Below are 16,001 nucleotides of genomic sequence, written 5' to 3' on the forward strand. Positions count from 1 at the left end.
AAGGATAGATGACAAACAGGTATGAATATTTCTAAATATATTGGACAAACTCCAATGATTTCATCATATAAATAAATACTGTATTTTGTTTCTTATTCTTCTAACTCTTAAGAGATAAATTGGTAAAATCTTTAGAACTTCTAACATTTATAAAAAAATGAGTAAAAAAATCCAAGCTATTCGTGGTATGAACGACTTATTGCCGAAAAACTCTGCACTCTGGTTATCGTTAGAAAAAACAATTTTTGATTTATTTATTACTTATGGGTATCAAAATATTCGCACTCCAATCGTTGAGAAAACAGATACTTTTTGTCGTGCCATTGGTGGTGATACAGATATTGTTGAAAAAGAAATGTATTCATGGAAGGAAGCAAGTGGTGAATCATTAAGCTTAAGACCAGAAGGCACAGCTGGTTGTGCACGTATGATGATTGAGCATAATTTACCTAGAGAAAACATCCAAAAAGTCTTTTACCAAGGAGCAATGTTTCGGCATGAACGTCCGCAAAAAGGACGTTATCGTCAATTTCATCAAGTAGGACTTGAGATATTTGGTGTATTTAATGCCAAAGCAGATGCTGAGCTTATAATGATAATACATGCTTTGTGGCAGATTATTGGTTTAAAAAATATTGTATTAGAGGTTAACACTTTAGGATCTAATGAGGTGAGAAGTGCTTATAGAAAAATATTAGTTGCATATTTTAATCAGTATAGAAACCAGCTAAATGAAGACGGTTTAAACCAATTAAAAACTAACCCATTCCGCATCTTGGATAGTAAAAATAAAGCAATGTATTCTTTAATTAGCAATGCACCTAAGTTAATAGATTACTTAGATAAAAAATCTACACAGCATTTTGAACAGTTTAAATCTTATTTAGACGCTTTAAATATTACTTATGTAATTAATACTAGCTTGGTTCGTGGGTTAGATTATTACAACCGTACTGTCTTTGAGTGGACAACAACTGATTTAGGTACCCAAAGTACAATTTGTGCTGGTGGCAGATATGATGGTTTAATTGAGAAGATGGGTGGTACACCCACACCAGCAGTTGGTTTAGCAATTGGCTTAGAACGTCTAGTATTATTATTAGAAGCACAAAGCTTAATATCAACTAAATCTACTTTATCTATTTATTTAATCGCATTCGGCAAAAAGGAACAAATTAAATCAATGCAAATAGCAAATGTTTTACATGATGAATTACCTAGTTTAATCCTTTATAATGACTTAACTTTAGGTAGTTTTAAGAGTCAATTTAAAAAAGCAAACAAAGCAAAAGCTCATTTTGCATTAATCTTAGGTGAACAAGAGCTAAATAATAATCAAATTAGTATCAAACCTCTAAGAAATCAAGGAACGCAACAAACTATGAATTTAGAAGAAGCCGTGAAATATTTTAAGGAAAACCAATGAGAAGTTTTATTGAAGTAAGTAGAACTGAAGAAGAACAAATTCAACAGTGGATTAAAAAAAATACACTACAAATTGTTATTGCTATTACTGTGAGTTTGAGTGGTATTTGGGGTTTTAATGCTTATAAAAAATATCAACACTCACAAACTATTAAGGCACGAAGTATTTACTTAACATTTAGATCTGAGCCTCACAATATACAAGTCTATGAACAACTAAAAAATAACCATAAAAATAGTATCTACCTTGATCATGCAATATTAATTCTAGCTAAAAACGCAGTAACTAATAAAAATTATATGCAAGCACTTGAATATCTTATTCCATTAAATAATACAAGCAATCCTTCCATTGCTAAAGTTATTAATATGAGAATAGCTAGCTTACATTTAGAAATGGGTAATTATAAAAAAGCACTTGATGCATTAAATACTGTTCCTAACAGTACATTTAATGGGTTGTATAATCAACTTAAAGGGGATATTTATTTAGCTAATAACCACATTGATAATGCTAAAAAACATTATAAATTAGCCTTAAATCAAATCTCTAAAAATTCTGAGTTACAAAATTTGATTAAAATTAAATTAAACGATCTTAACTAATAACCTATGGAGTTACCTATTATTTGCCTTGTTGGACGACCTAATGTTGGTAAATCAACGTTATTTAATCGCCTAAGTCATTCACGACAAGCATTAGTGTCTGATTTTGCAGGACTGACTCGCGATCGTCAATACGCAAAAGTGCTTTTAGATAATGAAACACAAACTTTTACCACAATTATTGACACAGGTGGATTTACCAATAAAGACAATCTAGTTGACAGCGGCATACAGGATCAAATACTAAATGCACTAGAAGAATCAGATGTTATTTATTTTATGCTTAATAGCCGAGACGGTGTAATCAGTCTTGATTTAGAAATAGCTTCACAGCTTAGAAAGCTTAAAAAAAATATCATACTAGTTTGTAATAAAGCTGAAGGTTTAAACCCAACCTTAACCACTGAATTCTTTGAACTTGGACTTGGAAAACCTATTCTTATTTCAGCTGAACATGGTCAAGGTATTGATAATTTAATTAATACTACCCTACCTTTACTACCTAAAGTAACTGTTAATGAGGAAGTAATAGAAGGCATTACTATAGCTGTACTTGGTAAACCTAATGTAGGTAAATCAACTTTAATTAACCATATTTTAGGGGAAGAACGAGTAATAGCAATTAATTTATCAGGCACTACACGCGATAGTATTTACATTCCTTTTAAACGTAAAGGACAGCAATATACACTTGTCGACACAGCAGGCATTCGTCGTAAACATTTAACCCATGAAAAAATTGAAATATTTTCTATTATTAAAACCATTAATGCTCTGGAAAGAGCTCATGTTGTTATTCTTGTATTAGACGCACAAACTGGAGTAACTAAACAAGATGCAAGCCTATTAGGCATGATTCTAGATAAAGGTAAGGCACTGCTAATTGTTATTAACAAATGGGATGGTTTAGATGACTATCAAAAACAAGAAGTTAAACGCAAGTTGGAAGTTAAACTTTCTTTTATAAATTATACTAGCATACATTATATTTCTGCGCTACATGGATCTGGTGTGGGTAAATTATTTACACCTATTAACCAATCTTATCAAGATGCTTGTAAACAACATTCAACTTCAATATTGAATAAAATTTTAGAGAAAGCCAATAAAGGTCATCAACCACCGCTTGTTAAAGGTAGAAGATTAAAAATTAAATATGTTAATCAAACTAATATATTTCCTCTAACTCTTGCTTTTCATGGAAATCATTTACAAAATGTACCAAATGCCTATGAACGTTATTTAAAAAATTTTTTTATTAACTCTTTAAAACTAACCAACATCCCTATCAAAATTGAATACAAAAGTGGTAATAACCCTTTTAAAAATAAAAAAAATATATTAAATGCCAATCAAATTGCTAAAAAACGTCGTCTAATGAAATTTATTAAAAAAAAACATTAAGACGTTACAAACATTGAACTAAATACTACAATCATACTGTTTTTATCATGCTTTTAGGGCATTAAAAAAAATTCCAAATAGAAATAAACGACTATTCTAGATTGTTTTAAGAGTTATCAATCCTTGATAAAAATATAACATTATTTACTGATAGCGTTTTATAGTTCTTATGTGTCTTACAATCTATAAGATTACCTAACTAACTTTACGCTTTTCACTAGTAGCACTAAGTTGATTGTCATATAATCTGTCTTTTGAATCTTTACACAGTTGCTTATATATACTCGCTCATATTTTATGAATCTCCATTTAAGTTACAACCTGCCAATACTAAATAAATAACTGAATATTTATTTAGTAAACTGTTAACTTCATAGACTACAATTATAAACTTCTTATTAATTTATTTTATTTTTTATTGTTGTTATATTTAGAATTTATATATGTAATAGTAGATACTACACCCCTATCATTACGATACACTAATAACTTTCCATCAAACAAAAAAATTTACTTTGCATATGTACACGTTAAATCTGTTGCACTTGAGATCCAAATTTTATTTCACTTTTTCTTATAATTAGATAAATAAAACTAATGATGTTATTAACTGATATAAGTTCCTTATCAATCAATTAATAGACATAAAATTAACAATAATTCACAAAATAAAGGAACGATTTAGTCAATATTTTTGTAAATAAATTAAAACAAAATAAGGTTATTAGCTTTATTGGAAGCTTTGATAAAACTTTCGAATAATGGATGTCCATCACGTGGATTTGAAGTAAATTCTGGATGAAATTGGCAAGCTACAAACCAAGGATGGTCTCTAATTTCAATCATTTCAATTAAAGTACCATCAATAGATCGCCCAGAAACTATCAAGCCCGCTACCTCTAGTTGTTTAATTAATAAATTATTGACTTCATAACGATGTCTATGTCTCTCAATAATAACCGACTTGCTATAAATTTCTTGTGAATTAGTTCCTTCAACTAGAACACATTTTTGTCCTCCAAGACGCATAGTGCCTCCTAAATATGAATCTTTATTTAGAGAGTGTTTATATCCATCAACATCTTTCCACTTTGTTATTAAGTGAATAACAGGGTAAGCTGTTTTTTTATTAAATTCTGTACTATTAGCATTAATCATATTTGCCATATTACGTGCGCATTCAATCACAGCAACTTGCATACCAAGGCAAATACCTAAATAAGGTACATTGTTTTCACGAGCAAATTTAACTGTAGCAATTTTACCCTCAACACCACGATTACCAAAACCACCTGGTACTAAAATTGCACTCATCTCAGATAAGCAATCAGTACCGTTTTCTTCAATCTTCTCAGAATCAAAATAATGGATATTAACTTTAGTCTGTGTGTGTATACTAGCATGAATTAAAGCTTCAGATAAAGACTTATAAGACTCTGTCAAATCTATATATTTTCCCACCATCGCAATATCAACACTAGATTTAGGATGTTGTAATCTTTTAATCACATTATCCCATTCACACAAATCAGTTGGATTACAATTTAATGATAGTTTTTTCACTACTACATTATCCAACCCTTGTTCATGCAAAGCTCTTGGTACTTTATAAATCGTATCAACATCTAATGAAGTAAATACAGAGTCTTGAGAAACATTGGTAAACAATGCAATTTTAGCTCTCTCAATATCTGACATCGGGTATTCAGATCGACAAATTAATATATCAGGTTGAATACCAATACCTCTTAATTCCTTAACAGAATGTTGAGTTGGCTTAGTTTTTAATTCACCCACAACTTTAATATAAGGCAATAAAGTGAGATGAATAAACAGAACATTATCACGACCTAGCTCAAGGCTCATTTGCCTAATAGCCTCCATAAATGGAAGCGATTCAATATCACCTGCTGTTCCTCCAATTTCAACTAAAGTAACATCAGCCCCTTTCGCACCTATATGAGTTAAACGCTTAATTTCATTCGTAATATGTGGAATAACTTGTACAGTATCACCCAAATACTTACCAAGACGTTCACGCTCAATGACATTCTTATATACACGACCTGCTGTAAAATTATTTTCCTTACCTAGTTGAATACGAATAAAACGCTCATAATGTCCCAAGTCAAGATCTGTTTCAGCACCATCATTAGTTACAAAAACCTCACCATGCTGAAATGGGCTCATAGTACCAGGATCAACATTGATATAAGGATCAAGTTTAAGCATAGTAATGTTTAAACCACGTGATTCTAAAATTGAAGCTAAGGATGCACTAACAATACCTTTTCCTAGAGAAGAAACCACACCACCAGTAATAAAAATATATTTTGTTGACACAGAAAAAGTAACAAAGTTGAAAGGGCTATGATACCCAAAACTGGGTAGAATATGAGGTTACTAAGATTAGTTATTTACAAATGCAATACAAACAATTTATTTCTCATTTATTTATTCATTTAAAGCCACACATTGGAAAATTTATTTTTATTTCAACTATGATGATAATAGCAACAGTGCTGGAAAGTTCTGTACCAGAAATCACAGGTAGAATTGTTGATGAATTATTTGCAACTGAGCGTCAATCAGGAACTGCATTTATTTATGCCCTTATTTTATTAGGTGCTATTGTTCTTAGTTCATTGTTTGCACTTACTTCTACTGCAGTTAGTTCTTGGGTATCCAATAAAGTTATTATGGATTTGCGCGTTATTATGTTTACTAAATTGCTAAAATTACCTAAGTCTTATCTTGATCAACACCCTACAGGAAAAACACTATCTATACTAACCTTTGATGTTGAACAAATTGCAGGTAGTGCTTCAACTATTTGGTTGGATTTTATTAAGTCGTCAATTACTGTTGTTATTCTAATTGGATATTTATTTTATAAAAACTGGCAGTTGAGTTTAACTCTTTTAATACTTTTACCACTAGTATATCTAGCGGTAAAATTTTCCTCTAATCGTATGCGTCATTCGAATGTTAATGTACAAAAATCAATGGGTGATATGACACATTTACTTAATGAAAATATCTCTGGTAATACCTTAGTTAAAATTTATCATGCCCAATCTCAAATAAATGATAAATTTAATAGTTTGATTAAAAATATCCGTCAACAACGTTTTAAAGTTGATATGACCAGTAGTTTTAATACCGCTTTTGTTAATATTTTAATTGGTTTGTCTTTAAGTAGTGTAGTGTATTTTTCCTCTACTTTACTACAAATGAGTGCAGGTGAATTTTTGTCCTTTTTTACTGCAATGGGTATGTTACTTAAACCTGCTAAAAGTTTAGTTAATATTAACAAGCCTTTACAAAATGCAATTGCAGCAGGTGAAAGTGTATTCGGACTTATTAACGAAAAAGAAGAATCTAATATTGGAACCAAGGAACTAATAAATCCAAAAGGTTTTGTTCAATTTAATGATGTGTCATTTAGTTATAACAACAATACAACCATACTTAAACATATTAATCTAGATATTAAAGCAGGTGAAACTATTGCATTTGTTGGTGCAACAGGTAGTGGTAAGACTACTATTATCCAATTATTAATGCGTTTTTATTCCCCTAAACAAGGAGTCATTACTATCGATGGGGTGGATATTAACCACTTTGAAATTGATTCATTACGCTCAAATATTTCCTTTGTTGATCAAAATATACAACTATTTAACGACTCTATTAAAGGTAATATTGCCTTAGGTCAACTAGACACTATATCAGATAAACAAATCAAACAATCAGCAATTATTGCCAACGCTGATGAATTTATTCAACAACTAGAATATAAATTTGATACACAAATTGGTGAAAATGGTATATCACTATCAGGAGGGCAACGTCAACGACTTGCTATTGCAAGAGCAATTGCCAAAGATAGTCCTATTTTAATTTTAGATGAAGCCACTTCAGCATTAGACAGTGCGACCGAAAAAAAAGTACAAAATGCCATTCATAAAATGCAAAAAAACAGAACAACCATTATTATTGCCCATCGACTAAGTACTATTCAAAAAGCTAATCGAATTATTGTACTACGCCATGGCTATATCATTGAACAAGGAACACATCAAGAATTACTAGATTATCAAGGTGAATATGCTCAATTGTATAAGCACCAATTTAAGTATTAATACTAAAAGAATAAGCGTGTATAGCATGGGTTAATATTACCAATACTAGTAATACTGAAGTATGTAGATTAGATGGATGAATTTCAAATATGATTAAAGATAGGTATTTATATTAGTACAACAACTATTTACACCTATGGTATATGTCTATAGTTTTCATAACATTAGTGAAAAGATTTAAATGGTTAACCATTTTAGAGAGTTCCGTATTAAGTATTATTTTAGCGATTATATCTATATAATATTTATAATAGATTGAAATCCCTTCTTTTACCATACCCATATTAAAAATAATCTAGATAATACTACTTGCTAGTTTTCTAACAAACATAGTATATTTGTTAGAAGCTGGGATTTAAGTATTCAACCTACTTGTACAAAACTAATAAAAAATACTATTCTTGAATCAGTAATTAATTTTCACTATTAATCACTATCACTTAAAAATACTCTTCTAATAAACCTACCATAATTACCAATTAAGCAAAACGCAATATTTGTTATTCCTAACTTATTGTTCAGTAATATACTTAGTAAATTCTAAATATAGTGCAATAAAATGTTATAATAACCGAAGTTTGCCAACCATATATGATTTAATTAAAATTTTTAGTCAGTATAGGTATTTTATACACACATATATTAATAATTTAGAACTTGCATTAATAAGTTTTTATTCTGTAATGAATGCCATTATCTAATTAGACATAAACATCAGCAATAACTAATCTAGTTATTGCTGAATTTAGCGTCACTAACTATATTTACTGTAAAATTAGTAGCTTATTCGTGTCGAATAAATACAAATATTTTTAAGCGATTATACAAATAAATCAAGTATCCTAATCTTTTTATTTTCCTATTCTGATTGAAATTAATAAATATAATTTATAGCAACAAAGAGACTACTATTTAGAAAAAATCTAACATAATATTTGTTAAGCCGATCATAGCTTTTTGTGCTATAAAAATGGATAATAATACCAGTAATACAAGTATTTTTATAATTCAAACCTTACTTTTATGGAAACCTATTTTATTTAAAAGAACTATAAAAATAATAACTTGAGTTAAAAATACCTGTAATAATTGAAATATAAATAATTGAAGTGATAGAGGTTCCAGCAATAACACCTATCAGAATATGTTTGAGTTTAATATCAATAACTGATAAAAAATAAATCAATATATTAATTGAAATACCAGGAATAAAACATAATATAAAAATAATGGAAATTTCTTTGCTTTTAATTTTCTGTTCAAACTGAAGTATTCTTTCTGGTACTTTGAAATTAAGTTTATGAGAAAAATTATAAATAATTAAACAATAACTTACAATCGCTATTTGAATAGCAAAAAATACCTGTATAAAAGAAAAAAGATAAATACCTGCTAATAAGAATATAGCTCCAGGTAAAAATGTCAAACCCCTAATAATCAATATTAAAATATACACTAAATAAGAAGTTAAAAAATTTTTTCCACTTAAAAAGTCTTTAAACATAGCTGGATTAATCTTATACTCACTTAAGTAAAAATAAACTACTAAAGAAACATTAAGCAAGATAAAACTGTAAAAGAGATATTTTTTGTTAATACTCCCCATGATCAAAAATTTGTATTTTATCTAATTGATGATAAAAAATTGATAAATCTTCACTTTTTCCATATCTGGGCTTGTTATGCATTGCTAAAAATGGACGTGAATTAAGTTCTAAAAAAATACACGATTGTGCATTAAAGTCAATCTCAATCCCTTGCTTACAAATCACGTCAATACCTAAAATATTAGCATCAAAAAAATTGAGTATCTTTTCCAAGTCTTGTCTATTTTTTTCGGTTAATATTTTCTTATCAATAATTTCAACACTAGAACCTAATTTTAATGATATCTTATGATGTAAATACACCTTCTGTGCAACATTGGGAATACTAGATAAATTCATTTGTTGTTTCTTTAAATATTGTTTAATGGCTAAATTTTTAGGGATAGGCTTAATAATTGGCGATAAATCCATCTTTTTTCTAACAAGATTCTCGTTATCAATCAACTTGGCTATATCACTCACATCATCACCAATAACAAAAGGAGGGTAACGTCTAAGTATCGACATTACCCCAAACTTAGTCATAACTATACGATAATTTTTACCCAGTAAATATTTCTCAACAATACTCACTAACCACCATTTTTTAACGCTTAAACTAGCTTTTGCTAATTGTATATAAGTGTTAATAGGAAAATACGCTCCTCTGGAAAACCCACCAACATTAGGTTTAACAACTAAAGGAAAACCATTTTTTTTAGCAAATTCAAATACACTAATAGGATTAATAAATATTTTACCCTGGGCATAAGGAAAATTATTTTCCTTAAAAGCCATTCTAGCTTGTGCCTTAGAACGACAAGCACGGCGTACTTTAAGTGGGTTATAATCACTACATCCTGATAAAAAAAATCGTGACAAAAATCGATGCAACCAATGCTTCATAATTCAACTTTTGATTGATAATGTTTAATAACTTTTTTGAAAAATACAAAACGATTAAAATGTTCCTTAGGTGTTGTGTTACTAATTCTAACAAGGTGATACATATTATCTTTAATAAACTGATGTTTATTTTTTTTTGAAATACTATTATCTAGTAAATTAATCGGAAATGGTGCAAATAAATTAACCTCAATAATATGAAACATACCTTTCAATAAATCTTGTTTAGAATTAGATCTAAGCCCCACTCTGGCAATTCGAAAATATGGTAATTCTTGCAAATGATTGTGCAATTTTTTAAGTTCATGGAGTGAGAAATCTAATGTACAGTCTTGATAAATTACCTGTTTATTATTAATACTATTCACAGGATAAGACTCACCTGAATGGTTGATTACTTGAGTAATTGTTAGTGTAATACAATGTGTTTCATTATCAGAATCTCGAATATAGAAAATCTCATATTCTTGCATTTCTATTGCCACTTCTTGAACAATGTAAGGAATTTTACTTTTTTTATGGTTAAAGGCTAAAAATTCATCTCTTGAATCAATTCTTTTGATACCATTAGAATTCTGTCCCCACTCTGGCTTTAAAAACACAGGAAATTTACAAGGTGGATTGTTTTTATCAAGATAAGATTGTTTTAATCTCCATTTTAAAGGAATGCGTTTATCCATATCAATTTTAGAATAAAACCCTTTTTTTTTGTTATACCATTCAGCATTAATTTGAAAATAATACCAAGGTGGAATACCAAGTCTTAATGACCAATAAATATAGTAAAAAATTAACCTAAAAGTCAAAAATTTCTCCTTTGATAGGGTTATCGGAATAAAAATGTAAACTTAAGCTTAACTCGATAGCACTAATTTGATGAATATCATTATCCATTTTTCCTTTCACACTATTACTATATCTACACGTTCCATTAACAAGCGTACTACTACTAATCTTAGTCAATGGATTCTTATCAAAATCTTTACACATTAACTGACCCTTAATTACATAAATAAAAGCACGGTCTGGATGCCCATGAATACGTGTTATTGCTCCTTTATCCCAATTTAATAGACCTAACCAATAACTTTTATTGTTAATAATAATATTTCTTGTGTAATTATACTGATCAAATAATAAAGCCTCTAAATCTATTTCTAAAGTTAGTGTTTTTATTTTCTCAACAGCTAAAGCATATTTTTCCTCATGAAGTAATACACATAACATCTTAAAATCAAAATTAGTTGAATGCGTATAATACGTATTTTGAACTTCTTTAAACATTATTTAATGCTCTTCCTCTCTTAATCAAACGATTAAGTAAACTAACTAATTTCACTTTATTCATATTAATATTACTAATTAACAATCTAAACACTAATTTCTTTTCCACGTATGCTAAAGCTAGTAATGCTTGTTGTCCCTGATATAAACTATCACGCAAGCATTGATTAAAATTATTATTATTATTATTATTATTACTTTTAAAGCGAAAACATACATTAAAGGAAGTACGTTTAAGTACCATTTCTAAATCAACATTAGCGTTAATAAAATCTTCAGCAAATTTTGCCAGTTGATAGTAATTCTCAACTCTATCAGAAAACCCTTTCCTAGTATAGAATTTCCAATCCAAAAACCATTTTAAACTATCAACACGACGACCACATTGCAATGAAGTAATGCCCAAATCAGCCTCATTATCTCTAAAAATATAGCTACCATCTCCATCTGTACAAGTGTATGATAATAAATGTTTATGATTTAACAACAAAAAATTACACATTAAATTACTACCCAACATTTTGTGAAAATCCATAGTAAAAGAATCTAGAGACTCAATGTTTGTTAAAAATTTCTTTTTTAATTTTAAACTCATAATTGCTGCCCCGCCCCATGCACCATCACCATGTAACCAAAAATTGTATTTCTTTTTTAGCATAGTTAACGCTTCAATATTGTCATAAGCACCTCGTACTGTTGTACCTAATGTTGCACAAACAAAAAATACTAAGCCACCTTGTTGTTTAATTTGCTTGATTTTCTCATTAAGCAATGTTGTATTTATTGAGCCATCTTCAAGGGTAGCTACCTTAATTAAATGATTGGTACCAATACCTAATATATTGCTTGCTTTATCTAATGAATAATGCGCATCCTCACTAACAAAAGCAAACAAATATTTCTGGTTAAATAATCCTTGTTTTTTTACCTTTTTCAATGATTGATTACGTGCAACCATCATAGCAATCATATTGGCATTACTAGATCCTGTGGTCATCTGTCCTTCACCATTTTTGAAACCTACTATGTCAAGCATTTGTTTAATCATGTATTTTTCCATTAACGTCGCAACAGGTGCAGACTCAAAAGTGCAATTTGAAGTATTACTTAGCGCAGTTACAATTTCACCTACAATAGAAGGTTGATTAGCACCAGACCACATACGATTAGCAAAATTAGGATGACTAGTATTAGCAGAATATTCTAGATATTGTTCTACCCATGTAAATATCTCATCCCAACACTGTGGATTTTGTTTATTTAAATTTAAATTTTTTTCCAACTTATTAATGGTTTGATAATTAATGAGTTGATTAGATTTTTTAAAATTTGAAGTAGCTAAGACTTGGGTTATTTTTTGTAAAACATCCTGATCTTGCATCAAATTAAGCTCGTTTATTAAAAAGAAACATTACAATACCTAAAACTAAAATAGAAAAAACTACATTATCCGAGCCTGAATCAGTTTGTATTTGTCTATTCTGATTCCATTTAACTATCCAGTCAAATGGAATAAATAAATAAAATAATACTGAATATATCATCGCCACTAATACCATTAAGCTACTGACAAAACGTAAATCTTTTCTTAAATACCAAAAAATAATAGGAGATAACACAACTAAAAAAGTAAATAACTTAGAACCTTTGATAACATAAGAGCTATTTTGAATAAATAATTCACTTATCATACTGCCTATAAAATCACTCATCCAAGTGCTAAAAGCAAAAAAGATATATAAATATTCTATTGCATAACTAGTTAATGTATAAGGTAATGAGCTTAAAAAAACATACGATATCCATAAGACAGCCAACCAACCAGTAACAACTTTAATGGCATTATTCATGTTTTTACTCCCTTTTTTGTTTTATGATGATTTTTATTATTTAATTATAAACGACTCAATACTTTACCAGAATCTAAGGCTGCTCTTGTTATACAGGCAGCCTCAACCAATGAGCTAGCCTTTCTAGTATGCCAAAGAATTAAACTAGCAGCTAAAACTAAGCCATCATAAAACAAACCTTTTTCACCTGATAAGGCTGATTTTCCTAATTTAACTGTATAATCTGCTAGGGCTTTTATATCACTATATACATTTAGTCCACTAGGAAATGAAATAGCACGAGTATCTTGATAGATGTCCAACAACTTAGGGTCGATATCTACTTTATCTTGCTCAACTAAACCTTGGTAAGAAATCATTAACCCTTTTTGGCGAAGTGAAGGAATCACACCTCCTTCAACACCTCGAACTAACAACGATGTATCCATACCTGAAGCGGTTACTAAATGCGCATAAATAGGAGGATAAGGCTTATGTACATAGCCTAAAATAGAATGTGTTTTTTTTCCGCGCATTGGACCAATTAAAGTTTCTACAGTATTAATTACACTACGCTTAATAATTTGATTACGCAAAGGTACAAGATTATGCAAACCTTGGCAATAGTTTTCTTGATCAATATACGACCAACCAATACTGTTATCTTCAAGACGGGCTTTGGCTTGCTTAGTTGAGTTATTGATATTCAAACCCAAAGCCTCATTAATATGTCGATGAGTAAGTCCATACTTTGGCGATACACTATCTAAACCATGAATAATAGTAGGTAAACCAAGCTCAGCTAATAATGGCGGTAAAAATGATGATATTGGAATTGAACGACTGTACCCACTATAAGGATCACCTAAATCTACCAAATTATCAACAATAACTTGTTGTTGATCAGATTCGCAAAGAATAGCAGCAAGAATGCCCTTACTTTCTTCACGTGTTTCACGTTTCATACGTAGTGCAATTAAAAAAATAGCTGTTTGTACCTCATTAATTTCTCCACGAAGAATACTTAGCATACATGCCTTTGCCTCTTCAAAATCAATATTTTTACTCAAATCAGGACCTGTTGCTATGCGTTGAATAATTGAATGTATAAGTGGTTGAGATATTTTCATAATTTTAAATAAATTTTATTATTTTCTTGCTTGATAGGATAAATACGTAAATTATCTACACTTTTATGTGTACTATTTCCTGTAATTAAATCAAAACTGAATCCATGTAACGAACATTTAATTCTATTATCTTTTAAACAACCTAACGTTAATTTAATATCTTCATGTGGACAACGATTATCTGCACAATACAAATTACCTTGGTTAAGTGTAACAAATAAATCCTTACCTTCTATAACAACTTCAACCATTTCTCCTTCTTTTGGTTCTTTATCTAGAATTTTTACCCACATAAAGCTTAGAATAATCTCCAGATATTGTTGTTATCCAATCGCTGGATGCATTGTTTAAGTTGATGTTTATAACGTTTTGCATTATCATCAACACCAGTTGCGATTTTTATCAACCACGGCTTAGTAAGATAACTTTGTTTATTGAAACCGCTATGTCCCTCATGATAAGCAAGATATTGATTGTATGTATCTGATTTATCAATACCAGAACGTTTATTGGACTGGTTAGCATACCAACCAATAAAATTTATAGCATCATTAAAATTATCACGATTGATATTTTGATTTCCTGTTTTTAACTGATACCACTCCCAAGTTATGTCTCTAATTTGCGCAAAACCATAAGCACTGCTCTGTCTAAACCATGGCACAACACCAAATAACTTATCTCTTGGTGGTCTTGCATTTGATGCAAAATGCGACTCTTGATACATAATAGCTAATTGCACATACATAGGTATACCATACTTTTTCTCACTAGCTTTAACTGCTTGATACCAACTAACTTTCTCATCCATTAAATGACAAATATTATTTACTTGTATTGCTGGTGTTGAAAAACACCCGCTAAGTACTAATGAGATTAATACAATATGTAAAAGTTTACTCACCACCCAAATATTTTATAAACAATAATCGCTTGAATAATAAATAAAATAACAAACATGCTCTTAATAGCGCCATATGATAACATCTTAGATTCAAGATTAGGTTTTTTAACGTCTTTTTCCAAATTAACATCCATTGCTACCCAACCTTTTTCAGAATTCTGAGTATTAAAAACAACGCGTGTATTAACTTTCAGGCGAGATTTATTAAAAATATTTTTTTGATGAACAAAATATTTTTCACCATCATCACCCATAATAAAACCATACCCCTTAGTGCCAAATTGGGCAACTATTCCCTGTACTTTCTTTACCATTTATTCCTCTTATTTTTTTACACAAACAATACATTGATTTTTAATAAAATTAATGTATTCACGTTGAAATTTAAACTCATTTTTAATATCATCGAAATATTGTAACCGCTGACGCTCAAACCCTTTAAAAGGTTACCTCTGTATATACGTTAATTACATAAGATGGATCACTTATTCGTAAGTGAGATAAAGGTTAACCACAGTATTCTACAATCAGTAGATATTATATCGTATAAATAGGATATATATTTTGCTCTTAAAACTAAAGACAATGCAATTCAAACTCTTTATCATATATAGTACTAACATGGTTTAAAATATTAGAATTAAGATAAATGATTATTATCATGATAGATATCAATATCTTAAAATCCTTTCTTAAGAAATACAACATATCAATACTTTAACCACATAATGACATAAACACATAATTACTCAAATTTAATTCTAGATAATTAACTAATTCTG

General features: G+C 29.4%; 15 protein-coding genes. 4 read left to right on the top strand and 11 right to left on the bottom strand.

The window, feature by feature from the left end:
• Positions 1–157: 157 nt before the first annotated feature.
• The 3 genes from hisS to der are packed head-to-tail and all read left to right on the top strand — an operon-like array spanning position 158 to position 3,435.
• Positions 158–1,426, top strand: a complete 1,269-nt coding sequence (hisS, locus tag HUW60_RS03115) for a histidine--tRNA ligase (RefSeq protein WP_190600088.1) — start codon at positions 158–160, stop codon at positions 1,424–1,426.
• Entirely contained in the window at positions 1,423–2,031 is a 609-nt protein-coding gene (locus tag HUW60_RS03120; protein WP_190600089.1) for a YfgM family protein, read from the top strand. The genes hisS and HUW60_RS03120 overlap by 4 nt, the downstream gene beginning before the upstream one ends.
• Before the next feature lie 6 nt (positions 2,032–2,037).
• Entirely contained in the window at positions 2,038–3,435 is a 1,398-nt protein-coding gene (der, locus tag HUW60_RS03125; protein WP_190600090.1) for a ribosome biogenesis GTPase Der, read from the top strand.
• Positions 3,436–4,140: 705 nt separating this feature from the next.
• Here der and HUW60_RS03130 read toward each other — a convergent pair.
• On the bottom strand, positions 4,141–5,778 hold the full coding sequence (locus tag HUW60_RS03130) for a CTP synthase (RefSeq protein ID WP_190600091.1): 1,638 nt from the start codon (positions 5,776–5,778) through the stop codon (positions 4,141–4,143).
• Between the two features lie 80 nt (positions 5,779–5,858).
• On the opposite strand from HUW60_RS03130, the gene HUW60_RS03135 reads away from it, so the two are divergent.
• The gene (locus tag HUW60_RS03135) at positions 5,859–7,580 is read left to right on the top strand and encodes an ABC transporter ATP-binding protein (RefSeq protein WP_190600092.1); all 1,722 of its coding nucleotides are present in this window, start codon (positions 5,859–5,861) and stop codon (positions 7,578–7,580) included.
• 1,036 nt (positions 7,581–8,616) lie between these two features.
• On the opposite strand, the gene HUW60_RS03140 is transcribed toward HUW60_RS03135, so the two are convergent.
• The 10 genes from HUW60_RS03140 to HUW60_RS03185 all read right to left on the bottom strand — a co-directional run bounded on the left by HUW60_RS03140 (position 8,617) and on the right by HUW60_RS03185 (position 15,533).
• On the bottom strand, positions 8,617–9,006 hold the full coding sequence (locus tag HUW60_RS03140) for a VTT domain-containing protein (protein ID WP_238924438.1): 390 nt from the start codon (positions 9,004–9,006) through the stop codon (positions 8,617–8,619).
• 166 nt (positions 9,007–9,172) lie between these two features.
• Positions 9,173–10,072 (bottom strand): cyanophycin synthetase, encoded by a 900-nt coding sequence (locus HUW60_RS03145; protein ID WP_190600094.1) that lies wholly within the window; start codon positions 10,070–10,072, stop codon positions 9,173–9,175.
• Positions 10,069–10,878 carry an ATP-grasp domain-containing protein gene (locus HUW60_RS03150; protein ID WP_190600095.1) on the bottom strand — a complete coding sequence of 270 codons (810 nt, stop codon included), beginning with the start codon at positions 10,876–10,878 and terminating at the stop codon, positions 10,069–10,071. Before HUW60_RS03150 ends, HUW60_RS03145 begins: the two co-directional genes overlap by 4 nt.
• Entirely contained in the window at positions 10,868–11,356 is a 489-nt protein-coding gene (locus HUW60_RS03155; RefSeq protein WP_190600096.1) for a cupin domain-containing protein, read from the bottom strand. Before HUW60_RS03155 ends, HUW60_RS03150 begins: the two co-directional genes overlap by 11 nt.
• A complete protein-coding gene (locus tag HUW60_RS03160; RefSeq protein WP_190600097.1) occupies positions 11,349–12,737 on the bottom strand; it encodes a pyridoxal phosphate-dependent decarboxylase family protein in 1,389 nt (462 codons plus the stop codon). The genes HUW60_RS03155 and HUW60_RS03160 overlap by 8 nt, the downstream gene beginning before the upstream one ends.
• 4 nt (positions 12,738–12,741) lie before the next feature.
• Entirely contained in the window at positions 12,742–13,206 is a 465-nt protein-coding gene (locus HUW60_RS03165) for a hypothetical protein (RefSeq protein ID WP_190600098.1), read from the bottom strand.
• Positions 13,207–13,250: 44 nt separating this feature from the next.
• Entirely contained in the window at positions 13,251–14,315 is a 1,065-nt protein-coding gene (locus tag HUW60_RS03170) for an anthranilate phosphoribosyltransferase (RefSeq protein WP_190600099.1), read from the bottom strand.
• Positions 14,312–14,608: a Rieske (2Fe-2S) protein gene (locus tag HUW60_RS03175; protein ID WP_190600100.1), complete on the bottom strand. Its 297-nt coding sequence runs from the start codon at positions 14,606–14,608 to the stop codon at positions 14,312–14,314. Before HUW60_RS03175 ends, HUW60_RS03170 begins: the two co-directional genes overlap by 4 nt.
• Positions 14,609–14,613: 5 nt before the next feature.
• Positions 14,614–15,219, bottom strand: coding sequence for a transglycosylase SLT domain-containing protein (locus tag HUW60_RS03180; protein WP_238924439.1), 606 nt, complete (start codon positions 15,217–15,219; stop codon positions 14,614–14,616).
• Positions 15,216–15,533: a cold-shock protein gene (locus HUW60_RS03185; protein WP_190600102.1), complete on the bottom strand. Its 318-nt coding sequence runs from the start codon at positions 15,531–15,533 to the stop codon at positions 15,216–15,218. Before HUW60_RS03185 ends, HUW60_RS03180 begins: the two co-directional genes overlap by 4 nt.
• Positions 15,534–16,001 lie beyond the last annotated feature (468 nt).

This window comes from Candidatus Vesicomyosocius sp. SY067_SCS001 (assembly GCF_014706615.1).
Taxonomy (GTDB): domain Bacteria; phylum Pseudomonadota; class Gammaproteobacteria; order PS1; family Pseudothioglobaceae; genus Ruthia.

Coding starts and splice junctions, on each gene's coding strand:
- hisS (WP_190600088.1), top strand. CDS start 158: ATGAGTAAAAAAATCCAAGCTATTCGTGGTATGAACGACTTATTGCCG.
- HUW60_RS03120 (WP_190600089.1), top strand. CDS start 1,423: ATGAGAAGTTTTATTGAAGTAAGTAGAACTGAAGAAGAACAAATTCAA.
- der (WP_190600090.1), top strand. CDS start 2,038: ATGGAGTTACCTATTATTTGCCTTGTTGGACGACCTAATGTTGGTAAA.
- HUW60_RS03135 (WP_190600092.1), top strand. CDS start 5,859: ATGCAATACAAACAATTTATTTCTCATTTATTTATTCATTTAAAGCCA.
- HUW60_RS03145 (WP_190600094.1), bottom strand. CDS start 10,072: ATGAAGCATTGGTTGCATCGATTTTTGTCACGATTTTTTTTATCAGGA.
- HUW60_RS03155 (WP_190600096.1), bottom strand. CDS start 11,356: ATGTTTAAAGAAGTTCAAAATACGTATTATACGCATTCAACTAATTTT.
- HUW60_RS03160 (WP_190600097.1), bottom strand. CDS start 12,737: ATGCAAGATCAGGATGTTTTACAAAAAATAACCCAAGTCTTAGCTACT.
- HUW60_RS03165 (WP_190600098.1), bottom strand. CDS start 13,206: ATGAATAATGCCATTAAAGTTGTTACTGGTTGGTTGGCTGTCTTATGG.
- HUW60_RS03170 (WP_190600099.1), bottom strand. CDS start 14,315: ATGAAAATATCTCAACCACTTATACATTCAATTATTCAACGCATAGCA.
- HUW60_RS03175 (WP_190600100.1), bottom strand. CDS start 14,608: ATGTGGGTAAAAATTCTAGATAAAGAACCAAAAGAAGGAGAAATGGTT.
- HUW60_RS03185 (WP_190600102.1), bottom strand. CDS start 15,533: ATGGTAAAGAAAGTACAGGGAATAGTTGCCCAATTTGGCACTAAGGGG.